Genomic DNA, 24,969 nt, shown 5'->3' with positions numbered 1-24,969 from the left:
TCTCCGACGAAACAGCGACAGTGATCTCAACGTCCGCGAATTACCAATTGCACCCGATCATATGCGTCGCCGATTCCCCACGCCGCCAATCCCCCACGCCACCTCTTTAATTCCGCCATGTCGTCGCCCATCGAGTTGAACACCATTCCCGAAGCCGTTGAGGCCATCGCTCGTGGTGAGGTTATCATCGTGATTGACGCGGAGGATCGTGAAAATGAAGGCGATTTCATCTGCGCCGCAGAAAAGGCGAGCGTCGAAACGATCAACTTCATCCTCGGCGGCCGCGGCCAATTATGTGCCCCGTTGCTGCCGGATCTGTGCAAGAAACTCGAGCTCACCCCGGTCGTCGCCCAAAACAACGCACCGTTGCAAACCGCGTTCCTGACTCCGATCGACATCGCGACCGCGCGAACGGGAATCACGGCTGCCGAACGCAGTGAAACGATCAGACGTCTCGCCGACAACGACGTGTCCGTCGACGACTTTGTCCGCCCGGGCCACGTTTACCCGTTGCTCGCAAAAGAGGGCGGTGTGCTTCGGCGAGCCGGTCACACCGAAGCGGCCGTCGATTTGGCGAGAATGGCAGGCCTGCAACCGGTCGGCGTTCTGTGTGAAATCCTGAACGAGTCCGGTGACCGTGCCTCTCGCGACGACTTGGCGAAACTCGCCCGCGAACGCAACCTGAAGATCATCAGCATCGAACATCTGATCGCCCACCGCCGCGTCAGCGAAAAACTGATCAGCCGATCGGCCACATCGACGCTGCCGACCCATTACGGCGACTTTCACATCATCGTCTACAAAGTCGAATACGAAGCACAGGAACCGATCGCGTTGGTGTTCGGTGACATGACCGCCCCGGGCCCCGCACCATTGGTGAGAATGCACAGCAGTTGCTTCACCGGCGATCTGGTCTCATCGCTGCGTTGCGACTGTGGCGATCAATTGCACATGGCACTCGAAATGATCAGCCACGAGGGACGGGGCGTACTGGTTTACTTGCCTCAAGAAGGACGCGGCATCGGGCTGGCCCAAAAGATCCGTGCCTACGCACTTCAGGACAACGGACTCGACACGGTCGAAGCCAACCACGCACTCGGATTTAAAGCCGACATGCGTGACTACGGCATCGGACTGCAGATCCTCAAAGACCTGGGTTTGTCCGAAGTCCGATTGCTCACGAACAACCCGAAGAAGACGAAAGCGTTCAACTTGCGTGGATTCGACTTAAAGGTTGTCGATCAAGTTCCGATCGTTTCGACGGTGAACAAGCACAACCAGCGTTACCTCGAAACCAAACGCGAAAAGATGGGTCATCAATTGCCGCCGATGTCGTGATCCTCCGGTTCACCATTTCACTGCACCGGATTGGCCCCGGATTGAATCGGCACACCGCTGCCGGAGTGCCCATCACGGATCATCTCGATTGGTTCTTCGAAACGACTCCCGATCAAGCGAACAGTTTGAAGACATTCGCTTCGCCGATCGAAGACTTTGAATCACCGGTGATCGCGACGACTCAACTATTCGACCATCGCGTGACTTACCTCGACTACGATGGCGACGTCTCTGGCAACCGAGGATCAGTGCAACGGCTGGTTACCGGAACCTACCAATTCGTCGCGAGCAATACCAATCGGTTCGCCATTGGGCCGATTGCCATCGAGAAAGCCGTTGCGTCGGACTCTCAAGTCGATCAAGAACCTGACGTTCATCAAATCAGAGAAACGTTATTTCGTCTGCTAACGCAGCACGAGACGATCGAACTGACATTCTGACGAAGACGAGTGTCTTTCTAAGAGAAAGCAACGTTTTTCAAAAGCACCGATATTCGCCAGAACGTGGTCCACCGTCTGGCAACGGTGGCTACCGCAACAACTAACGTTTTCGATGTAAGGCATCCGGCGCGACGAAAGCCTACGCGCCGGATGCGTCAACCAATTCGAGTTTCGCGAACGCGAGCCGAAATGTCTGTTCGGGCTCGCCATCGGAGAAACGGATTTTGGCTGTTCGCTTCGGGCCTCTTCCGGTCAGTTCGGTGATCGTTCCCTCGCCATACTCGGGATGCCGGACCGTGCATCCTTCGCGATAGGCACCCAACGGCACGCGATCCGACGACATCATCTCACTCGCCGTGGTGAGAGCCGCCGCGATCGGAACGACGCGTTGTTTGGGTTTTGATTTGCTGGTCGGCGGATCCATGTAAACGTCGGGGATCACCGACACGGAATCCGACACCGTACTGGGTAAACGATCGACGGCCGACGGCGAAGGTTTCGGTTGCTTGGCCGATTCCTCGGGTTCCGCCGCGGCATCGGCCTTGTATTCCATTTCCCCCTCTTCTTCGGGTGCCGGTTCCTGGACCAGATCCCACGAATCGGGATACGAATCATCGCCCGAATCGTCAAAGAAATCTCGATCCGCGAACGACTCGATCACATTCATATCCGCCCGTGGTAGTTCGCTCAGGAACATACTCGGGATTGCGACGCGGATATCGCCCCGCATGCTACGGCGTTTCGCGTAACTGAGTTGCAACCACTGCTTGGCACGAGTGATTCCCACGAACAGCAACCGACGTTCTTCTTCGAGTTGTTGATCGTCCTGCTTGCTACGGTAGTGCGGCAGCAGGTCATCTTCGACCGCGATCACGAAGACACGTGGGAACTCAAGTCCTTTGGCCGCGTGCAACGTCATCAACGTCACACGGTTGTTCGAATCTTCGAATTTGTCAGTATCGGACACCAACGCAACCTGTTCCAAGAACGCTTCGAGGGAACCGTCTTCGGGGTGCATGCGATCGAACTCGACGGCAGCAGACAGGAACTCGTCGACGTTTTCGATCGGATTGGAATCCTCTTTCTCAACGGAAGTACGTTCGAGGAATGCAATGTACTTTGTTTCCTCGACCAGGTACCGAACGAGATCCTCCAGCGATTCGGTGGCTTTCTTTCGCAGGCGTTCATACAACGACACGAAACTGCGCACCATCGTCTTCGAACGTTTGGAGAGCGTGTCGATTTCGTCGGCGCGGCGAGCCGCCTCGAGCATTGGAATCCGTTGGTCGTCGGCAAACTTCTGCAGTCGGCCGACCGTCGTCGCGCCAATACTCCGCGTGGGAGTGTTGATCACTCGCTGCAGTGCGACGTCGTGGGATGGGTTATTAATCAGGTGCAAATATGCCAGGAGGTCTTTCACTTCTTTACGTTGATAGAACTCGACGCCGTTGACGATCTGGTACGGCAATCCACGGTTACGCAGTGCGTGCTCGAGCGACCGGGTCAACGCATTCATTCGGCAGAAAATCGCGAAGTCGCGTGGCTCGGCATTGCCCGCAATCATTTGGGCTGCGATTTCGTCCGCGATCGCATCGGCTTCCTCATATCCATCCTGGTATTGCCGCAGGATGACGTTGTCGCCGTCAGGATTATCGGTGAAGAGCTCCTTCGATTTCCGGCGTCGATTGTGCCGGATCAATTGATCGGCGACCGCGAGAATGTTCGGCGTGCTGCGATAATTTTGCTCCAAACGGACCGTTTTGACGTTGGGATAGTCCTTTTCGAAATCGAGAATATTGTTTAGGTCGGCCCCCCGCCAACCGTAGATCGACTGATCCGGGTCGCCCGTGACGGCGAGGTTAGGGTGATCGACCGACATCGCACGAACGATCGCATATTGAGCGAGGTTCGTGTCTTGATACTCATCGACCATGATGTATTTGAGCTTCGCGTCGAGTTCACCGCGGACCTCAGGGTTTTCTCGCAGCAAACGTGCAAAGTGATACAGCAGATCGTCAAAATCGACCGCATTGGCGAGTAGCAGCTGCTCCTGGTAGACCGGATAAACACGTGCGGCGACCGTATCGCTGGCCCGTCCGGACTGCTGCTGCATGCTTTCGGGCGTGATCAGACGGTTTTTTGCCTTCGATATCGCCGACGAGATCTGCTCGGGCGTCGCGTGGCTCGTCGAGACACCGGCGGCCTGGATCGCCCGTTTCATTGCCGACCGCGAATCCGCCATGTCGTAAATCGAATAGTTTTCCGACAATCCGACAAAAGACGCGTAACGACGCAGTTGCTGGGCGCAGAATCGGTGGAACGTTCCCATCCACACAGGCTGATCCGGGGCCAGCAAATTCACTCGCATCCGCATCTCATCAGCGGCTTTATTCGTGAAAGTCAGCGCAGCGATTTGCCAGGGACGAACGCCCTGGTTGAGCATATAGGCGATGCGATGAGTGACCACGCGGGTTTTACCGCTGCCCGGGCCAGCGATGATCAATAACGGTCCATCGACATGAGTAACCGCATCGGCCTGGGCCGGGGTCAGGTTTTTGGTGATTGCATCCATGTCGATCAGGATACCCGACCCGGCGGGAAATGGGCAACTTCGAAAAACGGCGGTCATCCCGGCGATTCCGGCTCGTCGAGATAGGCAGACTTCGCAAAATCCAGAGTCAAAAAGATGCGAACGCAAGTTCCCCCGACAGGACACGCCCCACACCGCTCGGACTGAACGGAGCAGACTGAGCACGCGAGCGAGCCCCCCTTACCCAAAACACCTGTCGTTTGAGCATCGCTGCTCGCCCGGTGTGCGCAGACATCAGATTTCCGCTCATTTCGAAAACGCAATCTGAACATTCTCGTCAGGCTTAGTAGGACTTCCCAAGCATTCCGTTTGCCCGCATTCGACATGAACCTAAGCTTCGGTGTCGCCATCGATGACGATCGAACAGAAAGGTTCTCTCGAGGCGCACCCACTATGCATGTCCCCTTTTCGAGACGACGCCTCCATCCAAAATGTGGTCGTGTGTCTCACCAACACCAAGAGCCTATCATCATGAAATTGCAAATCCATTCAATCGTTGTTGCCCTGACCGTCATCGCCGCTCTCACCGTCGCTACGGACGCGTCCGCTCAAGTCAGCGACAGCCAAACGTTTACCGTTACCGTTCCATCGAACCTGTCGATCACCGCGCCCGTTGATGCAGCATTGACTCACGACCAATCCAATTCCAACCAAGCATTCCCGAGCCAAGCGTGGACGGTCGTTGGCAATAGCCTTTCCGGCGTGACGGTCTCGTTCGCCACCGCATCTCCGTTCGTTCACACCTCGGACCCGTCCTACAAACGTGACGCTCAATTGGGCCTCGCCGTCACAACGAGCAGCGGGCCGGGAACGTGGACGGTCAGCCAAGCCACCGACGTGACCGATTACGACAACAGTGACAACACCGCGACGGTCACAGCAACGAGTAACGGCACATCGAGTGCCACGTTCGCTCTCGCGGTCAGCTTCATCACCGACACGTACGGCAGTTTTCCATCGGGCGACTACGCCACGACGGTTACCGGTACCGTGACGGCCAACTAAGTTCGAAACAGAGGGTTTGGCATTGCCCCATCCACATGCCCCGGTGGAATTGCCCCTGCTGAACTCTCAATAAAAAAACCCCGGTTCTATGCTCAGAACCGGGGTTTTATTTTTGCGTGGCGTTTTGCAACGCGTTGGATTGACGAGTCGTTCTCACACAAATCGCCGGCGAACGTTAACGTTCACGTCTTAACGTTCCCGCTCAGGGAACCAACAACGCGGTGCCGGTGACGGCGGCGGCTTGGTACCACGCCCCCTTCACGCTCAAAGGTACCGGCGGGATGATCCACGGTGCACAGTTGCCGGGTCGGTAATAACCCAACGCATACTGACATTCGTGCGGCGAATGAACGCCCATCTTGTAAGGCAACACAGCGATGTTCAGGAAGAAGTGAGCCGATGAAATGATCGGCTGAGCCAAAGGACCGGCGGTGTGCCCGTATCGTTCCAGGTTGACTTCTTCGAAATACAACGGTTTGTGGCAAAGGTTCGAAGCCATGTAAGTCATCGTCGTCGGTGTCCACGATCGAGGCGTGTAGGCCACTTGTTCGATCAGGCACTCGGTGGGCAATCCCCAGTTCTGCGAGATGTACGCGAGGTCGGGTTCGCTCAAACGGTTCAGCGGGATTTCCTCACGCGTTCCGAAGTCGGTGACAATGATGGCTTTCTCGTAAGCGAGATCGTCCAATCGACCGGTCCCGAGCGAACGCCCTTCGATGCTCCGCCATGTCCGGGCCTTTTGCTTTGTGCTGAACTTGCCCTTCAGTTTGGCGAACTCGTCGTTGTCGATCACGTCGGGACGAAACGGTGGGCTCGGGTCGAGTGAAACTTGATCGATGGTCGCCGATCGGATGCGATCGCGGAAGTCGTCACATGACAATCCGGTACCACTGTTGGTCGGCCCTTCGTCGCCTGCGCCAAACAAAGACGGTGCCGGAGCACGGTCATTGCGTGGTTCGAATTCGCGAAGGCTGTCCTCTCGTTCTTCGGTACTGCGGCCGAACGGATTCGGTGCGAATGTGTCTCGATCCGAAGGCGATTCTTCAAACTCGTCCGACATGGGTGCCGGTTCCGTCGGCTGAATCGGTGCAGGTGCGGGAACGGGTTCCGGTTCGTCTTGCAACATATCCCGAATCGATGAACCCGAATCGGAAGGTTGTGTTGGAGGCGACGAGGGCATGGGGTCGCCTTCGAACAAACGCTCGAGATCATTCGACGGTGCACCGAAGTTTGACTCCGGTGCACTCGGTGGCACCACTGAATCCGACGGTGCCGGGAGTTCCTGCACACCGCTTGGATCGGGAACACGGAACGACGGACCGGGTTGAACGATTTCAGCATCCGCCGGTGGTGTGACGGTGCCGTCGCGAAACGCGTTGCCGGGCAGCGAGAACCCACCGCCGCTGGACTCGGTCTGCTGTGCCAACCAAGCAACCTGTTCGACGTCGGCAGGCGTCTCCTGACGCAACCGGTTAGGCTGAATCGCGAGCGATGCTGTGCGAGAATCGACGCGGGCGCTGTCGGCAGCGGTCGCAACGATTTGTGGCTGTCGCGAGGGTTGAGCAGGTTGCTCGAACGCGGCATCGCTGATTTCACGAGCTTGTTCGGCCGCGATTTGCGGGCTCGTCCGCCACTTCAGGTTCCACCCTGGTCGCTGCGTGGGCGTGGTACCCGCCGATGCGTTGTTGATCGTGCTCGGATACATCGCCGAGGAGCGAACCTTCGGGACCGGACGGAAACCGGGGTTCCCGTTCCATCCCGTCGTGCCCGTTTGATGCATCGAACGGGACTGATTCATCGAGCCGGCCGATGTGCTCTGCGAATTCTGGCCGTAGAAAGAATTCGGGGGCCCCGTGGAGAGCGACCGTGGGGACGCCGCGGGAGACTGTGTCGACGCCGGATATTGGGCCGACACGGGCGAGAATGCGGTACCACTGAACCACATGCCGCAGGCGGCGATCACGATCGCCGCACGGGACGCCCGGGAGCGTCGCCGCGTTGGGTGCGAATTAGTTCGAATCGCCCGAATGGACATCGGGGCTGTAGTTGGGCGCTTCTTGGGTGATCGCAATGTCATGCGGGTGGTTCTCCCTCACCGTGGCTGCCGAAACGCGAAGGAATTTCGCGTCACGACGTAGTTCGTCGATCGTCCTTGTACCGATGTAACCCATGCCGGCCCGGAGCCCGCCAACGAGTTGGTAGGCGTAGTCCGACAGTGGTCCTTTGAACGGCACACGACCTTCGACACCTTCGGGGACAAGTTTGCCCGCGTCAGTGCCTTTTTGGCGGTACCGGTCACTACTTCCTTTCACCATTGCGCCCATGGATCCCATTCCTCGGTACGCTTTGAATGTGCGACCTTGGTAGAGAATCATTTTGCCGGGACTTTCGGCGAGACCGGCAAAAAGGCTGCCAATCATGACCGTGTTCGCCCCGGCGGCGAGTGCTTTGGTGATGTCACCGCTGAAGCGAATGCCGCCGTCCGCGATGACAGGAATGTTTTGTTTATGAGCGACTTGAACGGCGTTTAAAATCGCGGTCACCTGCGGCACTCCGATGCCACTGATCACGCGCGTCGTACAAATCGACCCGGGTCCGATGCCGACCTTCACCGCGTCAGCTCCCGCAGCGATCAAATCCGCTGCCCCCTGAGCTGTCGCGACGTTCCCCGCCACAACATCGATGTCCCATGCTTTGTTCGTTTTAATTTCTTTGACGGTGTCGATCACGTTCTTGCTGTGCCCGTGAGCGGAATCGACCACGAGTAGGTCGACGCCTTGGGCGATCAGTTTTTCAGCTCGTTCGAAATCTCCGACTCCGATCGCAGCGCCCACACGCAGCCGGCCCTGCGGATCTTTACATGCCCGCGGGAACCGCTTCATCATGTCGATGTCGCGAATCGTGATTAACCCCGTCAGTTTTCTTTCTTCGTCAATCAGGAGAAGTTTCTCTACCCTTTTTTCCGTTAAAATCTTCTCAGCTTGCGCAAGACTCACATTCCCCACAGCCGTTACTAAATTATTTTTAGTCATGACCTCGGAAACGGGCAGGTTCGGGTCCTCGAGGAACCGCAAATCTCGCCGCGTGAGAATGCCAACGAGGGTTCGGTCGGCCGTCACAATGGGGATACCGGAGACGTTGGCCCGGTCCATCAATTCCGCCGCTTTGCCGACCTGTTCTTCCGGCGAGAGCGTGACGGGGTCCACGATGATGCCGTTGGCGGACCGCTTCACCTTGAGGACTTCCTCGGTTTGCTGCCGCACGGAGAGGTTTTTGTGGACAATGCCTAATCCTCCCTCTTTCGCCAACGCGATCGCCATTTCGGCTTCGGTGACCGTGTCCATCGGCGAGGAAATCAGCGGGATTTGCAGCCGAATCCGCTGCGTTAACTGGCTGCTGACATCGACTTCGCTGGGCACCACCTCGCTGTAGGCAGGAAGCAGGAGCACGTCGTCAAAGGTGATGCCGAGGTCGCCGATTTTGTCGTGAAACATTGAGGGGATGCCGTTTCCGAGAGAGGGTGAGTCGGGAAGGCGAGAGATTATGACGCGAAAACGAAGTCTGTTGTAGGGCGGGATGAGAAGATGACGAAGAAAGGGGAAGAAGCGATTGGAAGCGGGCAACTAGCGGTTCGCTGCTGACAATTAGCATTCCACGGTGACGGCCCCGTTCGTCCGAGTTGTCCCCGTTTTGATCACACGTCGAAGGTATCGACCGTTTCCCGTCCCCTCAGCTCATTCCTCGCCCATGTCGACAGCCGCGAAAGCCGATGCGAAATCCAGTGCCGTGGATCCGGTCCGCACGGTATCGCTCCGCCGTGACGTTCCGGCCTTGATGATTGTGGCGATGACGTTGCTGACTTTCGTCGCCGTACTGACCCATGACTCGGCCGATCCGGTGCCGACGTCCGTGTGGCCGGTTTCGCTGTTCTATACGCCTGACGTCTCGGCCTATCCTGTCAACGAAAGCGTCCAAAACGCGTGCGGTTCGCTCGGCGCGTTGATTTCGGCGGTGACACTCGACGCACTGGGGATTGGCGTTTCGCTGTTGATCGGTGCGGGCGGAGGGATCGCGACGGCGCTCTTGGTGCGGGGCCACATGAATGCCCCTGTGCTGCGTTCGCTCGGCGGATGCGTGATGATCGTCGGTGCGTGCACGGCGGCGTCGATGACCACGATTGAATTGGCCGGCATGCCCGTCGTCGGCAACGGCGGTTACCTCGGTGCGATGGGATCGACGTTCCTGTTGCAACATTTTCACCCGGTAGGCTCGTGGATTCTGACGCTCACGACCTTGGCGGTTGGACTGTTACTGACGACGGATTACATGCTGGTCTATGCCGGCCACAAAGTGGTCGTCGGCGGAGCCAAGGTCTCACGTCGAGGGATCGCCAAGGCGGCAGGAGCGATGCCCGTAACGCTCAAACGACGGCGTCAACCGTTCAGCGACGTTGACTCGCCGATCCTTCTCGACGGTGAAGTGCCACCGGTTCCGGAGCAACGCGTCGATCCACCCGAGCCCAACATTCAAATCCGTGGCCCGCTGCGTCCAACCGAAGAAACCACCGAGGCCCCTGCCGAAGAAGCCGCCGCCGAAACAGCAACCACAGCGCAGAAAACGTTGGGTAAAGCGGCTGCAATCACCGCTGGCCTCAAAGCCGTCGCGGGCCTCAGCACCGCGAAAGAACCTGCTACCGAGGAAGAGGAATACGAGGAGGAAGAATACGTCGAGGAAGCCCCCGAGCCGGTCACGCGCGAACTCGAATATGAAGACGAAGTACACGCACTTCGCAACGACGAGGCACACGAAGAGACCCCCGAGCCGAACATTCAAATTCCACGCAAAAAAGACATGCGTGCCCAACTCGACGATGCCGTGCAAGATACCAGCGACGATCTCACGGATTACCACCTGCCGAGCCTCGAGTTGCTCGAGAGCAGTGACGGGTTCGACTACGACGAACAGGAAGCCGAGGCACGCCGCAAAGCCATCCTTTTGCAGGAAACGATCTGCAACTTCGGGTGCAACGTTCGGGTCACCGACATCCAACTCGGCCCCGTCATCGCGCAGTATGAAATTGAACTCGAGGCGGGTTTGCGTTTGAACAAAATCAGCGCCCTCGCCGACGACCTCGCGATCGCGTTGCGTGTTCCGAGCGTTCGCGTCGTCGCGCCGATTCCAGGAAAGAATACTGTCGGAATCGAAGTTCCCAACGAGATCCGCCAAGTCGTGCGGCTGCGTGACGTCATCGAGCAATCCGACTCACGCGTTCACAAGATGAACATCCCCGTGTTCCTCGGCCAAGACGTGTCGGGGGCGCCGATGCCGGTCGATCTCGCCAAGATGCCTCACCTGTTGATCGCTGGACGAACCGGTACGGGTAAATCGGTTTGTCTCAACGCGATCATCGTCAGCATTTTGATGTGCTGCAAACCGGATGAAGTACGGATGCTGATGATCGACCCAAAGATGGTCGAACTGAGCGGCTATGGACGCCTACCGCACCTGATGCACCCGGTGATCACGGACATGAAAAAAGCCGAGGCGATCCTCGGTTGGGCCGTCGACAAAATGGAAGAACGCTACTCGTTGCTCGCTAAAGCCGGCGTGCGACACATCAACAGCTACAACGACCTGGGCCGCGAAGAAGTCCTGCGGCGTCTCGAAGTCGACGAAGAAGACGGCGGCAGCGACGTGCCCGACAAACTTCCCTTCATCGTGATCATCGCCGACGAGATGGCCGACCTGATGATGACGGCTGGAAAAGACGTCGAACAGCACATCATTCGATTGGCTCAAAAGAGTCGTGCCGTCGGAATCCACTTGATCCTCGCGACGCAGAAACCAACCGTCGACGTCATTACGGGTTTGATTAAGAGTAACCTGCCGGCGCGTTTGAGTTTCCAGGTCGCCAGCAAAACCGACAGCCGAGTTGTGCTCGATGAAAACGGTGCCGACAAACTGCTCGGCAACGGTGACATGCTGTTCCTTTGGCCGGGAACGAGCACGCTGATTCGTGGACAAGGCACATATTTGTCCGACGCGGAAATCGATCGCGTTTGTGATCACTGCAGCAACGGTGGCGAACAACGATTCATCGGCGAATTGATGAACCTCAAGATCGACGCCGATGGCGAAGCGGGAAGCGGTGAACTCAACGTCGAAAACCTGCGCAAGAAGGACGAACTTTACGAGAGCGCGATCGAAGTCGTCGTTCGCGAGGGACGTGGTTCGTTGTCGTTGATTCAACGTTGCCTCGGAATCGGTTACGGCCGCGCCGCACGCCTGGTGGACTACATGGCCGAGGACGGAATCGTCGGTCAGTACAACGGTTCGAAATCCCGCGAAGTCCTGCTAACGATGGCCCAGTGGCAACAAATGCAGGGGCTCCCCGTCGACGCGGATGAAGAGGAAGAGACCGTCACGAAAACGGCCGCGACGAGCACATCGCCGGTCAACGAAGCCGAGGAATATGAAGAGTACGAAGAGTCCTACGAGGACGACGGGGAATATGAAGACGTCGACGAATAAGCAACTCGTTCGTCGATAAGATGCAAACAATCGACACTCGGTGAGTTCACATTAACCTCGCTCGTGTCGTCAACGACCGGTAGTCCCGCGTTCAAACTTGGCGCGGCGTTTGCAACCTAGGTCTGCTTCAGAAGTCCGTTTTACCGAACTCTCAGGAGCACCTCATGTCGCCCAACGCCGAAATCGAAACCACTCTTCAACACCTCACCGAACTCTGCTGCGACGCGATCAAGAACGGCGGTGAGTTCAACCACGAGCGGGCCGAACAATTGACGGCTAACCTCTCGACAAACGGTTGGTCGCGTCATTCCGAAGGGCAACCGCCTTTATCGAACATTTTGAAAGATCGTATCCGAACCGAATGCCCCGAACCGGCAATTCATCGTGGTGCGGCGATCGACGGAGTGGTCGGCGAAGTGCAATCGCTTTACGAACGTGCGTCGCGTTACGAAGACAAAGCACCTGGTGATACCGACCAAGCGATGTCGCCACGGACGATGACGTAGGACGATGCCAAAGTTTATGGCAAATGCTCGGGAGCGCGTACAACACGTTCGAGACCAATGCGTGTGGTTGAACCGCACGAACACCGCTCGACCACTTTGAGTGAGCGACACCAGCTACGTCAATCTGAAAACGATCGAGGCAAAAAAATAGCCCGGCCACTTACGCCGCCGAGCGTGACTTGTCTCATTCGATAGAGCTGAGTCAGGGAAGTTGACTCACTAAATCAACAAGTTTGAGTAGTTCCGGCTTCAAGGTATTGAAAAGTTGTGTCGTCTCTTTCTCATCGCCTTGACGTGCCGAATCAATGAGCGACTGCAGCCCTTCAACCGGTTCGCCGGTTTCGAAAGTGCTGAGCAAGCCCTTCAACGCGTGAGCAGTCTGCGCGGTGGCGTCGAAGAACCCGTTGGAGATTTCTCCTTCAAGTTTCTTCATCAATACGGGAGCATCCTCGGACGCCATTTCGGCGAGTACGATCAAGATGTCTTCATCATCGCCCACCCGCTCAATCGCACTGGCGAAACGTTGCCGCTGCTCACTCGAAAGTTTTGACATATCTGATTTCGCATTCATCCTGCCGCTGCTCCTACTTCGACGTCGTTCTTCAAGACGATGTTGAATGAGTTGATCCGATCACGAAGTTTGCCTCGCGTGATTCCTAAAATCTCGGCTGCTTGACTTTGGTTGCCGTTCGTTTCACGCAGCACCTCGGTAATCACGTACCGTTCCATGTATTCAGTTGCCTCCGCGTAAACGTTGGTGGAACCGTTCGTTAGCAGTTCACGGACCAGCTTAGGCAGACCGGCCCCCGGTGAGGCGGCATCCACGCTCGCGCCCGTTGCCACTGTCGTTCCCTTGTGTCCGGTAACCTCTCGTGGCAATCCGTCCGGTGTGATTACCGGCATCACGGTATCGAGCACACAGCGACGGATCACGGCTCGCAGTTGCCGGACATTTCCGGGCCAGTCGTATGCGGACAACAACTCGACCGCTTCGGGCGAAAGGCCTTCCAAGTCCGGTTTGTTAAATTCTCGTTTCGCGCCACTGAGGAAAAACCGAATCAATGCTGGCACATCACTGAGTCGATCACGAAGTGGCGGCAACTCGATCGTCACACCATTGAGTCGGTAGAGCAGATCCTCTCGGTACTCGCCATCGTCGACCATCTGTTCGAGTGGCCGGTTGGTGGCGGCAATGATTCGAACGTCGGTCTTCAGCTCTTTGTTGCCGCCTACCCGCTCGAAACGCTGGTCCTGCAACACACGGAGCACTTTGGCTTGAACCGTGGACGCCATATCCCCGATTTCGTCAAGGAACAGAGTTCCCCCGTTGCACTGTTCGAACTTACCGATGCGACGCGATTCAGCGCCCGTGAACGCCCCTTTTTCGTGACCGAACAATTCACTCTCGAGCAGATTGTCGGGCAATGCGGCACAGTTGACGGCCAAGAATGTTTCTTCGCCTCGTCTGCTGTATTGGTACAAGGCACGGGCGACGAGTTCCTTCCCCGTTCCACTCTCACCGCGAACGAGGATCGGCACGTCTTGTTTGGCGACCTTTCCGATTGCTTTGAAAACATCGAGCATCGCCGGTGAGCGACCGATGAACAGCTCACCGCCGGTATCCGCTGACTCATCGTCAGCCGAGATCGCGACCGGCACGCTGCTGATTTGTCGCTGTTCGATCGCCTTCTCAACGAGATCACGCAGCGGATCAACGGCGAGCGGTTTGGCAATGTAGTCGAACGCTCCCAACTGCATCGCTTCGATCGCGGTATTACTGGCCGCTTCGATGGTCATGAAGATGACGGGGATTCGGCGATCGTGCTCACGAATCTCACAGAAAACGGCGAGCCCGTTCTGATCGGGCAATTGGATATCAAGCAGGACAGCGTCGAAATCGCCTGCCTTCAATTTTTCGATTCCCTCGGAGGCAGACGAAGCGGTCTCGACATCGGCTATCGAGGCGAGCGATTTCTGCGCCAACGTGAGAATAAGGCGGTCGTCGTCAATGACTAGCAAACTCGGCATGGTCTTGCACCAAGAGGATTGTGGCTGTGTTTTGTCCACCTTTGAAGGCAGACTCTGCGGAAAAGCAATTCCAGCGGACATGATAGTAGTACCTAGCGAGTTTACGCGATGAGTCAATTGAATGTCGACCGACTTCAGGCAACCGCACTCGGCCCTGCGATGACTGCGGTGGCATTATCGAGTCAGATGAAGAAAGCGATCGGAGTTCGTAAGTTCCGACCGCTGTTGTTTTGTCAACTGCTTTGTCAACAATAAAATGTTCAGGTGACGCGAAACGACTTTCGCCACGTCGGAAACCTTTTTGAAGACAGGCTGCGAGTACTTATGGATGCGCCGAGCTCGGGCTCGAACTCGACAAAACGTTCGTGCCCCCCGTCCAACGAGACTACGGTTTCAGTTTCCATCCAACCACAACGCCGAGTCCGAATGCCCAGCAAGCGGCGACGTCTGGATTCTCGCGTGCGTACTGCTTCGCCAAACTGAACAGATCTTGGGCAGGTTCGCGGACAAAGTGGCGGGCTGCGTCCTGCGCGACTTCACTGGCGTGGGCGGCCGCGCGGCTCGCCGTCTCGCGGGCTTGATCCGACACAGTTTCGGCATGCGGCGTGGTTGGATTGATCGATTGAGACATGATTATTTACCTGGGTGAGAGGGAACTACGGTCAAGAAAGTGATCTGAATAGTGCGACTCCTGTTGAACATGACGAGACGTCGCGTTCGGATCGCTGAAGGACTCACGGCGGAATTGGTTCCGCGGCGATGATTCAGGGGCAAGTAATGTGGCTTTGAGCCAACGCAAGTTTTCGGCAAACTCGGACTTGGTCTCTGCCATGGCGTCTGCGGCACCGGTAACTGCCTTCAATGCGATCCAGCCGAGCACGGCGACCACGACAAACACTGCAAGGCAAACCATCAACATCGCGGCACCGGTCGATAACGCAGTGAGCTCGCCGAGGAGCAGACCCAAAGCGATCATCAATACCGTCAAGGCAGAACCAGCGAGAACCGCGGCAATCGAACCGCAAACGATCGATCGAGTCAGCTTTCGCTTCGCCTCTTGGGAATCCACCGAAATCAACTGCATCTGCAATTCAAAGAGATCGCAGACATCACGTGCGACTCGCTGGAAACTGGATGGCAGGCGGGAAGTTTGTTCTTGCATCGGATTACCAATTCTTACGTTTGACGAGCCAACCGACGGTCAGCCCGAAGGCCAGGGCCACAGTCAGTGCAGCGGCAGGCTGTTTTTCAATCAACTGGCTCAGCACCCGTACCGGGCGTTGTTCGTCTTCTTCGAGCGCGATGGCGTGTTGACGTGCGGGATACGGTCGTTCTTTGATTGGCGCGATCATGAATGAACCTCTTGGCGAGAAAGCGATGGTTGGACGGCGTGACCTGCAGAGAACTTGCTCGCAATTTGATTCGCGGTCATTGTCGCCGCTTGCCGAATCAGCAATGTCGCGACGGCTCCGGCGATTCCTCCGAAGACGCTCCGCTTCGCAGGTGGAGCAGACGCTTCGGCCTGTTGATGATGAATCACCGTCGATGACGATCGCTTCGCGGGTACCAACAGGTAACCGACCACTGCCGCGGCGGCCATTACTGCAACGGGCCGGCGCGACATGTGGTACTTCCAATCCGACAATTGCTTCACACGTTCGCGGGCATCGTCAACGTCATACGGCAGTTCGCTGCGTATCTCACGCATGGAGGCGCGAATTGCTTCGGACTGCCGACGCGTTGCGTTCGTGACAGCCATGACTATTTCTTCCGACCGAGGAAGAACAACGCTCCCGCTGCGATCCCCAAGCCGAAGGCGATTGCCATCGATTCGGCCGGGCGAGTGCGAACGGTGTGAGCGACGCGTTGAGAGTAATCCGACGAGCAGGCTGCGATCCGGTCGGCTTGCACGCGAGCGTATCGCGACGCGTCGTCCGCCAAACGGTGAGCCGCATCGGCGTAATGCTGCACCGTTTCGGCAGCCTGATCGCTAACCGAGCCGTTGTAGAGCCCGTCGATGAAGTTTTCGATTTCTCGCCGGGTCGCACCGGTCTTTTGCTGGACGACGCCGACCAACTGCTCGGCATTGCATTCGGCTTGGCTCAAGTCGTCGTCGGTGAGTTGTCCCCAATGTTCCTTCAGGCGGCCTTTGACTTCGTTCCAATGGCCTTTGATTTCTTCACGGTTCGTCATCGGTATCTCCTTCATTATCGAGTGTGCGGTTTTGGCTACGGCGTTTTGAGCCGGCAACATGGAGGTTGCATTCGGCGTGCCAAGCCCGAAAAGAATCGCTAGAAGGAGATCAAACGCGATTCAGTGGCCGAAAAACGCACAGGTTGGTGGTTTGCCGATCGCTATCGTCTGTCAGAAAGTCGTTTTTCGAACGCATTCGGCTCGGCCACTCCCGCCTGGGCAACTTTCACGGAACTCTGCCGTCATCTCAACTTTTGAGCGACGTTCCTTCCGTCGGCGGGATTTGCTATCTTCGCGTCGTTGTGAATTCCGCCTCCTTTGCCAGCGTCATTACTTCATGTCCGCATCCCCACCTGTAAACTCCCCCGCTGTCGACACTTCGGTTGTTCCAAACGGATCTCCCCGCCGTCCCGCGACGAGTGTTGTGGTCACCGGTTTGGGGGTGATTAGCCCGTTGGGCAACACTCCGGACGAATTGCTGGACGCGTTGCACGCCGGACAATCGGGGATTGCCGCTTTCACGCTCATTCCGACTGAGGCGTTTTCCGCTAGCCATGGCGCCGAAGCGACTAAGTTCACTGGGCACATCGACGATTACGGACCGCTCGAAAAAGCACTGCAGCGGACCATTCGCAAAGGCAGCAAGGTGATGTGCCGCGAGATCGAAATGGGCGTCGCATCGGCCCAACTCGCACTGCATCACGGCGGATTCAACAGCGAGGTGTTCGACCGAGACCGCATCGGTGTGCTCTTCGGGTCCGACTACATCATGTCGCTGCCGGAGGAATACAGCGCGGGAATCGCCGCCTGCATCGAAGACGGCAAATTCAACTTCGCCAAATGGGGCGAAACGGGTTTGCCAAAGGTGAACCCACTGTGGTTATTGAAATACCTGCCCAATATGCCCGCCTCACACATCGCGATCTACAACGATTTGCGTGGACCAAACAATTCGTTAACGTTGCGCGAAGCCTCCAGCGGCGCGGCCATTGCCGAAGCGACCTCGACGATTCTGCGTGGCCACGCGGATGCTCTCGTGGTGGGTGCGACGGGCTCGCGTGTCCACCCACTCCGAACGCTGCACGCGTCAATGCAAGAAAAATTGGCGGCCGACCGAGAAAACTGCGGCGAGATGTCGCGACCGTTCGATTCAACCCGAGACGGAAGCGTGTTGGGCGAAGGGGCGGCGTCGATGTTATGCGAATCGCGCGAACACGCCGAAGCCCGGGGCGCCCAGATTTACGGTGAAGTGATCGGGTACGGCACCAGCGCCGTTGGTGAATCAGGCGGCCCACGTCCGATTCAAATTGCAATTTCCAACGCATTGCGGGCAACGCTCCGTTCGGCCCAAAACGCCGGCCATGGCGAAACGCCCGTTGGACACATTCATGCCCACGGTCTGTCCGACGTTGACATCGATCGTGATGAAGCCGCGGCAATCCAAGACGTCTTCGGCGATGTCTCATCACAACCACCGGTAACGACCGCAAAAGGCCACTTCGGTAACCTCGGTGCCGGTGGCGGGATGGTCGAAATCATCGCCAGTTTGAAGAGCCTCGGCGGCGATCTGTTCCCAATCCGGAACCTCGAGTCGCTCGACGAAAACTGCCCCATTAACGCCGTGACGACCGCCGGCACCCCGGCGGGAGACAGCTTCATCAGCATCAACGTCACGCCACAAGGTCAAGCCTCGGCCGTTTGGATTCGCAAAGCGTCCTAACGGGCGGAGGATTCTGCAGACCGCCACTGGCTGATTCATGCATTCGAACTCGAACGCGAGACCGTTCTGCGGAATCGAACGCGTCAATCACCTGGACAACATTGCGTGGCCTCAACGTAGACCACGACAAAATCTATCGATTAAGCTGTTGGCTTCCCGCCTTCCGCTCTCGATCCCGCCCAGGCACCGATGTCTCGCGCCGCACTCAGCCCACCCGCGACCAATCGCTCGCGACGCATGCTCCGCTTCCTCTTCACGGCGCTAACGCTCATCAGCATCACCGGTGGCGGAATCACTTCTCCCGGTCGCATAGCGTCAGCGGATGATTCTGAAACCACGCAGTCACTCAATGCGTCCGAGGCGGCACCTCAACCTCTCAACATCCTCGTTCTTTATGCGGACGATTGGCGTTTCGACACGCTCGGGGTGGCGGGCAATCCGATCATCAAAACACCGCACCTCGACGAACTCGCGACTCGTTCGATGCGGTTCACGCAGAACTGCGTCACGACCGCAATCTGCGGGGTCAGTCGAGCGTGCTTGTTCACCGGACAGATGATGTCGCGGCACGGTTGCTTCGGCTTCAAAGCCTTCAAGACGCCGTGGTCGGAAACCTACCCCGGACTGCTCCGCGAGAACGGCTACTACGTCGGGCACGTGGGCAAATGGCACAACGGGAAATTCCCTGCGGAGCACTTCGATTTTGGCCGATCGTATTTCGGCCGTCATTGGATGACAGAACCCAACGGAACCAAGATTCACGTCACGCAGAAAAATGAAAACGACGCTCTCGAATTCCTTGAGACACGTCCCGACGACAAACCGTTCTGCCTGACCGTGGCATTCTTCGCCACACACGCCGAGGACAGCCACCCCGATCAATTCCTGCCGCAACCCGAAAGCATGTCGCTATACCAGGACGTTGAAATCCCGGTCCCCGTCAACGCGACTCAGGAATCGTTCGAGCGTCTTCCCGACTTCGTTGGAAATGAGAAGAACGAGGGCCGAAACCGGTGGCATTGGCGATTCGACACTCCGGAAAAGTACCAACGGATGATGAAAAATTACTACCGTCTCGCCAGCGAAGTGGACGCCACATGTGGACGCATCCTGAGCCAACTCGAAAAGGACGGCATACTCGATCACACCCTCGTGATCTTCACCACCGACAACGGCTACTACCATGCCGAACACGGACTCGCCGACAAGTGGTACCCGCACCAAGAAAGCATTCGTGTCCCCCTGATGATCAGCGACCCCCGGATGCCCGACAGCCAACGTGGTCAAACGAACGAAGACTTTACACTCAGCATCGATCTGGCGCCGACGATCCTTTCCGCGGTCGGCGTCGAAACTCCCCAGCAGATGCAAGGACGCGACATCAGTCCGCTATACATGGGCGATGATCCTTCACACGACGCAGAACCATGGCGAACGGAGTTCTTCTATGAGCATCCGACCATTCGCAACAAAGACTTCATTCCCTGTTCGGAAGCTCTCGTTCGCAAGGACTGGAAATACTTCTACTGGCCCGAGTCCGATCGCGAGCAGTTGTTCGATATCGCTAACGATCCTCATGAAGAAAACGACCTCGCGGCCAATCCCGAACACGAAAGCAAACTCGTCGAGATGCGAACCCGTTTCGCGGAACTCAAAGCCCAGGCGAAATAGTGTTACGTCAAATCGTCTGCGACAACTAAATTCAGGCAACCGGACGCACGCCGAGCCACCGGACGATCGCAATTAGGCTGGCGGTGCCAACGGCCAGACACAACCAAACCGGGACGCCAAAGGCGACCGGAAGTGTCCCCGTGACCACGCAAACGGCCCCCGCCAACAGCGCGTATGGCATCTGCGTCCGAACGTGCAGCACATGATCGCATCCGCATGCCCGACTCGACAAAACCGTCGTGTCGGAGATTGGCGAACAGTGATCACCAAAGATTGCCCCCGCGAGCACACCACTGAACGTCGCCAAAGCGATCGGTGAATTGACAGCCACGTTGGCGATTCCCGCCGCCGCGTCGGCTTGCATATCCAGTACGAGACTGACGGCGATCGGTGTCACAATCGCCATCGTGCCCCAACTCGTGCCCGTTGCAAAGGCGATCGCCCCTGCGAGGATAAACACGCAGGTCGGCATCAGTCGGATATCGATCGCGTCGCTGAGCACGCTCGAAAGAAATCCTCCGGTATCGAGCGATTCTTTCCCGGTCATCGCGGACAACGACCAAGCTAACCACAGGACCGTCATCGCCGGCATCATTTGCATCGCACCATCGAGCAACCCCTTGCCGACTTTGGATCCAGAAAGCTTCGAGACCGCGAACGCGATCACCAACGCGATCACGAGACCACTACCGCCGCCGACCATCAGCGCTAAGTAAGAATCGCCCGAACCGATCACATCACCGGCAATCCGAAGACCGCTCATGAAACCGGTATCAGTCGGGGGCAGGGTCGCCTCAGTCACCTCGCTCTCCGCAAGACCGCCCCCTGATACGCTCGCGCGTCCCGTGACGATCAATGTCGCGAGTACTGCGACAAGGCATCCGGCGATCGGCAACAACGCGGCCAAGGTATCCGCGATCGAATTTCCCGCAATCGCGTCCTTCGTCGCCGTCTCGGATGGCTTCTCCTTCTCCGCGATCAGTCGCGTTGTCGCTTCCTGTTCGGCGACTCGCATCGGCCCAAAGTCTCTCCCCGTTCTGGCAATAACAAACACGAGGATCAACGCGAACCAAGGATAAAACCGATACGGGATGCTCTGGATGAAGATGTCGAAAACTTGAATCGACGCTCCATCCGCAGTTTCGGCATAGCGGGACGCATCGATTCCGGCTTGCAAGTAACTCAGTTCGGTTGCCACCCAAGTACTGACGAGGGCCAGCCCGGCGACCGGTGCGGCAGTACTGTCGACCAAATACGCGAGCTTGGCTCGCGAAATCCCGAACCGATCCGACGTCGAACGCATCGTGCCGCCGACGAGCAATGTGTTCGCATAGTCGTCAAAGAACACAGCCAGCCCGGTTGCCGCAATCAAACATTGCGTCCCCCGTCGATCACGAACCCGCCGAGCGAGCCTCGCGATCGTTCGCCGCATCGCGCCGGACACCTCGATCACTCCAACCATCATGCCGAGCAGCAACGTAAAGACGAGCACACGGAGGTGGTCGGAATCACGTACCGAATCAACGATGCTGCGGATAAAGATTTCGCCAGTTGAAATCAAAAAACCAGCGTCCGTCTGCCCCCACGCCAGCAATCCGGCGCCAACCAAAATCCCCGCCGCCAACGGCAACAACACATGCCGTGTTAACAACGCCAATGCGATCGCGAGCAGTGGCGGCAGCAGACTGGTGTATCCGTAATCCAACCGATGTGAGCCGTGGGAGTTGCGGTTTAACGTGACAACAAAAAGAGGTTTGTTGCACCCAACCTAACGAATTCCAACATCAACGTCATGCACCGTTTCCCACCAGCCTCCTGATCCTCGTGCCGTTGTCCCCACAAAGAGGTCGTATGGCCCAGGAATTCACCCTCCATGCTCGAATCTCAAGGCCCGAGCGGACGAACGTCCGAGCAAACCAGGCCTGATGATTAAGCACATGTCCATCGACGACAGCGATGAGAGGACGGATACAATCCGCGTCTGTTTCGCGGTGGTCTATCACGACCACTATTTCACGACCAAGTTCACCATCCGTCCGGGGACCGCAATCTGTTTGACGATTTGCTTGTCACCGATCGCTTTTTGAACTTGCTCGTCACCCGTTGCCGCTTCGATCATTTGGTCTTTCGTTGCGTCCGGCGAAACATTGATTTTCGCCTTCAATTTACCATTGATCTGAACCGGGATCTCGATACTCGATTCCGTCAACGCTGCCTCATCCCATTGCGGCCACGCTTGCTTCGAGATCGATTCCTGATGACCGAGCAAACGCCACAATTCTTCAGCGATGTGCGGAGCATAAGGGTGCAGCAAGACGAGGAAAGTTTCCATCGCATCACGGGGACGCTTATCGCATCGCGTGAAGTGATTTGAAAACTCCATCATCTTGGCAATCGCGGTGTTGAAACTCATCGCCTCGGTGTCTTCGGTGACCTTGCGAATGGTTTGATGCAACACACGGAGTTGTTCCTCGTCGCAGGGCTCGTCAACGATCGCATCGGACAGTCGTAAATCATCAGCTTTCTCGTCGACCATCAATCGCCACACGCGATCGAGGAAGCCGCGAACGCCACCGACACCCGTCATCACCCACGGCTTCGTCGCCTCAAGCGGTCCCATGAACATCTCATACAAACGCAACGAGTCGGCACCATAGTCGCGAACGACGCCATCGGGATTGACCACGTTGCCGCGAGTCTTGCTCATCTTGAATGCACGGCTGTCGATCTTGATCGACGGATCGGATTTGAGAACAAACCCTTCGCCTTTCTTTTCAACATCTTCTTCGGCGATCTTGACCGTTTCGACCACACGTCCGTCTTTGGTGACACGATTTCCTTCGGCATCACGGCGAACGTTCTTGGTCGACACCGGCTTGCCCGCTTCGTCGACATAGCCCGTAAATTCGACTTCGCCGAGGATCATGCCCTGGTTAACCAGTTTTCGGAACGGCTCGGGACACGACACGTGGCCACGGTCGTAGAGCACCTTGTGCCAGAAACGCGAGTACAGCAGGTGCAGCACCGCGTGCTCGGCACCGCCGACGTACAGGTCGACCGGCATCCAGGCTTTTTCGAGCTCTGGATCGATCAGTTGCTGCGTGTTTTTGGGGTCGATGTATCGAAGGTAGTACCAGCACGATCCCGCCCATTGAGGCATCGTGTTGGTCTCGCGGCGATACCGTTTGCCATCGAGTTCAACGATCAACCAATCATCGTCCGCTTTCGCCAGCGGCGGTTCCGGACGTCCGTGCGGTTTGAAATCTTCGAGCTCGGGCAGGGTGACGGGCAGTTGCTCGTCCGGCACACCGCGTTTGATCCCGGTCGGATTTCCGTCGGCATCGATCTCGTGAAGGATCGGAAACGGTTCACCCCAGAATCGTTGGCGACTGAATAACCAATCGCGCAGTTTGAAGTTGACCGCTTCGCGGGCGAGACCTTCTTCGGCCAATCGAGACGTCAACGCGGATTTGACTTCGGCGGTCGTTTTCCCGTCGAACTCACCACTGTTAATCGCTTCGCCCTCGGCCGCAAAACAGGCCTTCCCCGCGAGAATATCATCGCGTTGTTCATGGTCGGCCGGTGGGTTCACCACTGGGATCACGGGCAAATCGAATGCGACCGCGAACTCAAAGTCACGAACGTCGTGCGCAGGAACCGCCATGATCGCACCCGTCCCGTAGCCAGCGAGCACGTAGTCAGCGACCCAAACCGGAATCGCACGTCCGTCGGCGGGATTGATCGCAAACGATCCCGTGAAGACACCGGTCTTCGCACGATCACCATCGGTGCGTTCACGGTCACTCTTGAATGAAGCCTTCTCGCAGTACGTGTCGACTTCGGCCTTCTGCTCGGGAGTTACGAGTCGGTCGATCAACGGGTGTTCGGGCGAGACCACCATGTAGGTCGCTCCGAACAGGGTGTCCGGCCGTGTCGTGTAAACACGCAAACTGTCGTCCTGCGATTCTCCGGAGAAACCGCTGGTTGCCCGAGCACGCTTCCATGCGGTAAACGGACCGGTCGCATCCTCGCCCGACGAGGCTCCCGACTGCAGATAGAAATCGACCTCCGCTCCGGTGCTGCGTCCGATCCAGTCGTACTGCAGCTTCTTGATTCCGGCCGGCCAATCGAGTTCATCGAGACCTTCAATCAACCGTTCTGCGTAATCGGTGATTCGCAGCATCCACTGCCGAAGCGGAATTCGTTTGACAGGGTGACCGCCGACTTCGCTTTTACCATCAACGACTTCTTCGTTGGCGAGCACCGTGCCGAGGTTCGCACACCAATTCACTAACGCGTCGTCTTGGTAAGCCAAGCGTCGAGAATCGCGATACAGTTCGACGGCATGGTCTCCCTCCGCGGACACCTCCGGCGGAATCGGCAACTCGGCGATCGCGCGTCCCTTCTGTGTTTCGGTATCGAACCAGGTGTCGTACAAGACCAAGAAGATCCACTGCGTCCAGCGAAAGTAATTTTCGTCGGTGGTCGCGAGGACACGGTCCCAGTCGTAACTGAAACCGAGCATCTTCAGTTGGCGAGTGAAGTTGTCGATGTTCCGTTGTGTTTGAACCCGGGGATGTTCGCCGGTCCGGATCGCGTGCTCTTCCGCAGGCAAACCGAACGCGTCAAATCCCATCGGGTGCAAGACTCGCTCGCCGCGAGCGCGGGCGAACCGGGAAACGATGTCCGTGGCCGTATATCCTTCCGGGTGCCCGACGTGCAAACCGTCGCCGCTCGGATAGGGAAACATGTCCAGCACATATCGTTTGGCCACATCGCCGCCGAGGTCTGCGGGACCGGGCGTCGCGAATGTGTTGTGTTCGTCCCAATAGGATTGCCAGCGGGGTTCGATCTCGTTGGGGTTGTAGCGGACCATAGGTGGTTCAAAGGACAGTGTCGAGGAAATGGGAAACGATCGTGCGGGATTAGAATCGCGATGCGTCTCGA

20 protein-coding genes are annotated in these 24,969 nt (G+C 57.3%); 8 read left to right on the top strand and 12 right to left on the bottom strand.

Annotated elements, in window-relative coordinates; genetic code table 11:
* Positions 1–117: 117 nt before the first annotated feature.
* Together ribA and FHS27_RS02235 are read left to right on the top strand one after the other, a co-directional pair.
* Positions 118–1,338 (top strand): GTP cyclohydrolase II, encoded by a 1,221-nt coding sequence (gene ribA / locus FHS27_RS02240; protein ID WP_184301082.1) that lies wholly within the window; start codon positions 118–120, stop codon positions 1,336–1,338.
* Positions 1,335–1,778: a hypothetical protein gene (locus FHS27_RS02235; RefSeq protein WP_184301043.1), complete on the top strand. Its 444-nt coding sequence runs from the start codon at positions 1,335–1,337 to the stop codon at positions 1,776–1,778. The genes ribA and FHS27_RS02235 overlap by 4 nt, the downstream gene beginning before the upstream one ends.
* 139 nt (positions 1,779–1,917) lie before the next feature.
* Here FHS27_RS02235 and FHS27_RS02230 read toward each other — a convergent pair whose 3' ends face one another.
* The gene (locus FHS27_RS02230) at positions 1,918–4,350 is read right to left on the bottom strand and encodes an ATP-dependent helicase (RefSeq protein ID WP_184301264.1); all 2,433 of its coding nucleotides are present in this window, start codon (positions 4,348–4,350) and stop codon (positions 1,918–1,920) included.
* A gap of 489 nt (positions 4,351–4,839) precedes the next feature.
* Here FHS27_RS02230 and FHS27_RS02225 point away from each other — a divergent pair, with 489 nt between their 5' ends.
* A complete protein-coding gene (locus FHS27_RS02225; RefSeq protein ID WP_184301040.1) occupies positions 4,840–5,373 on the top strand; it encodes a hypothetical protein in 534 nt (177 codons plus the stop codon).
* Between the two features lie 202 nt (positions 5,374–5,575).
* Here FHS27_RS02225 and FHS27_RS02220 read toward each other — a convergent pair whose 3' ends face one another.
* Together FHS27_RS02220 and guaB are read right to left on the bottom strand one after the other, a co-directional pair.
* Positions 5,576–7,171, bottom strand: a complete 1,596-nt coding sequence (locus FHS27_RS02220) for a hypothetical protein (RefSeq protein ID WP_246418996.1) — start codon at positions 7,169–7,171, stop codon at positions 5,576–5,578.
* 211 nt (positions 7,172–7,382) lie between these two features.
* Complete coding sequence (gene guaB, locus FHS27_RS02215) at positions 7,383–8,867, bottom strand: IMP dehydrogenase (protein ID WP_184301034.1); 1,485 nt, start codon at positions 8,865–8,867, stop codon at positions 7,383–7,385.
* A 253-nt stretch (positions 8,868–9,120) separates the two neighbouring features.
* Between guaB and FHS27_RS02210 the strand changes: the two genes are divergently transcribed.
* Both FHS27_RS02210 and FHS27_RS02205 read left to right on the top strand, forming a co-directional pair.
* The gene (locus tag FHS27_RS02210) at positions 9,121–11,904 is read left to right on the top strand and encodes a DNA translocase FtsK (protein ID WP_184301031.1); all 2,784 of its coding nucleotides are present in this window, start codon (positions 9,121–9,123) and stop codon (positions 11,902–11,904) included.
* Positions 11,905–12,068: 164 nt separating this feature from the next.
* Positions 12,069–12,410, top strand: coding sequence for a hypothetical protein (locus FHS27_RS02205; protein ID WP_184301029.1), 342 nt, complete (start codon positions 12,069–12,071; stop codon positions 12,408–12,410).
* 202 nt (positions 12,411–12,612) lie between these two features.
* Here the strand turns inward: FHS27_RS02205 and FHS27_RS02200 are convergent, their stop codons facing one another.
* Complete coding sequence (locus tag FHS27_RS02200; protein ID WP_246418995.1) at positions 12,613–12,963, bottom strand: hypothetical protein; 351 nt, start codon at positions 12,961–12,963, stop codon at positions 12,613–12,615.
* Positions 12,964–12,977: 14 nt separating this feature from the next.
* Positions 12,978–14,438 carry a sigma-54-dependent transcriptional regulator gene (locus tag FHS27_RS02195; protein ID WP_184301261.1) on the bottom strand — a complete coding sequence of 487 codons (1,461 nt, stop codon included), beginning with the start codon at positions 14,436–14,438 and terminating at the stop codon, positions 12,978–12,980.
* A 108-nt stretch (positions 14,439–14,546) separates the two neighbouring features.
* On the opposite strand from FHS27_RS02195, the gene FHS27_RS02190 reads away from it, so the two are divergent.
* A complete protein-coding gene (locus tag FHS27_RS02190) occupies positions 14,547–14,693 on the top strand; it encodes a hypothetical protein (protein ID WP_184301023.1) in 147 nt (48 codons plus the stop codon).
* Positions 14,694–14,823: 130 nt separating this feature from the next.
* Here FHS27_RS02190 and FHS27_RS02185 read toward each other — a convergent pair whose 3' ends face one another.
* The 5 genes from FHS27_RS02185 to FHS27_RS02165 are packed head-to-tail and all read right to left on the bottom strand — an operon-like array spanning position 14,824 to position 16,631.
* Positions 14,824–15,069, bottom strand: coding sequence for a hypothetical protein (locus FHS27_RS02185; RefSeq protein ID WP_184301020.1), 246 nt, complete (start codon positions 15,067–15,069; stop codon positions 14,824–14,826).
* A 6-nt stretch (positions 15,070–15,075) separates the two neighbouring features.
* Positions 15,076–15,600: a phage holin family protein gene (locus FHS27_RS02180; protein ID WP_184301017.1), complete on the bottom strand. Its 525-nt coding sequence runs from the start codon at positions 15,598–15,600 to the stop codon at positions 15,076–15,078.
* A gap of 4 nt (positions 15,601–15,604) precedes the next feature.
* Positions 15,605–15,790 (bottom strand): hypothetical protein, encoded by a 186-nt coding sequence (locus tag FHS27_RS02175; protein WP_184301014.1) that lies wholly within the window; start codon positions 15,788–15,790, stop codon positions 15,605–15,607.
* Positions 15,787–16,197 carry a hypothetical protein gene (locus FHS27_RS02170; protein WP_184301011.1) on the bottom strand — a complete coding sequence of 137 codons (411 nt, stop codon included), beginning with the start codon at positions 16,195–16,197 and terminating at the stop codon, positions 15,787–15,789. Before FHS27_RS02170 ends, FHS27_RS02175 begins: the two co-directional genes overlap by 4 nt.
* A gap of 2 nt (positions 16,198–16,199) precedes the next feature.
* Positions 16,200–16,631 (bottom strand): CsbD family protein, encoded by a 432-nt coding sequence (locus FHS27_RS02165; RefSeq protein ID WP_184301008.1) that lies wholly within the window; start codon positions 16,629–16,631, stop codon positions 16,200–16,202.
* A gap of 337 nt (positions 16,632–16,968) precedes the next feature.
* Here FHS27_RS02165 and FHS27_RS02160 point away from each other — a divergent pair, with 337 nt between their 5' ends.
* Together FHS27_RS02160 and FHS27_RS02155 are read left to right on the top strand one after the other, a co-directional pair.
* Positions 16,969–18,351 (top strand): beta-ketoacyl-[acyl-carrier-protein] synthase family protein, encoded by a 1,383-nt coding sequence (locus tag FHS27_RS02160; RefSeq protein ID WP_221224799.1) that lies wholly within the window; start codon positions 16,969–16,971, stop codon positions 18,349–18,351.
* Positions 18,352–18,540: 189 nt separating this feature from the next.
* A complete protein-coding gene (locus FHS27_RS02155; protein ID WP_221224798.1) occupies positions 18,541–20,022 on the top strand; it encodes a sulfatase family protein in 1,482 nt (493 codons plus the stop codon).
* Between the two features lie 31 nt (positions 20,023–20,053).
* On the opposite strand, the gene FHS27_RS02150 is transcribed toward FHS27_RS02155, so the two are convergent.
* Both FHS27_RS02150 and leuS read right to left on the bottom strand, forming a co-directional pair.
* Positions 20,054–21,727: a Na+/H+ antiporter NhaC family protein gene (locus tag FHS27_RS02150; protein WP_184301005.1), complete on the bottom strand. Its 1,674-nt coding sequence runs from the start codon at positions 21,725–21,727 to the stop codon at positions 20,054–20,056.
* A gap of 303 nt (positions 21,728–22,030) precedes the next feature.
* Positions 22,031–24,898 carry a leucine--tRNA ligase gene (leuS, locus tag FHS27_RS02145; RefSeq protein WP_184301001.1) on the bottom strand — a complete coding sequence of 956 codons (2,868 nt, stop codon included), beginning with the start codon at positions 24,896–24,898 and terminating at the stop codon, positions 22,031–22,033.
* Positions 24,899–24,969: the final 71 nt, after the last annotated feature.

The sequence above is a fragment of the Aporhodopirellula rubra genome (assembly GCF_014192335.1).
Taxonomy (GTDB): domain Bacteria; phylum Planctomycetota; class Planctomycetia; order Pirellulales; family Pirellulaceae; genus Rhodopirellula; species Rhodopirellula rubra.
This window is presented reverse-complemented; position numbering and strand designations above follow the sequence as displayed.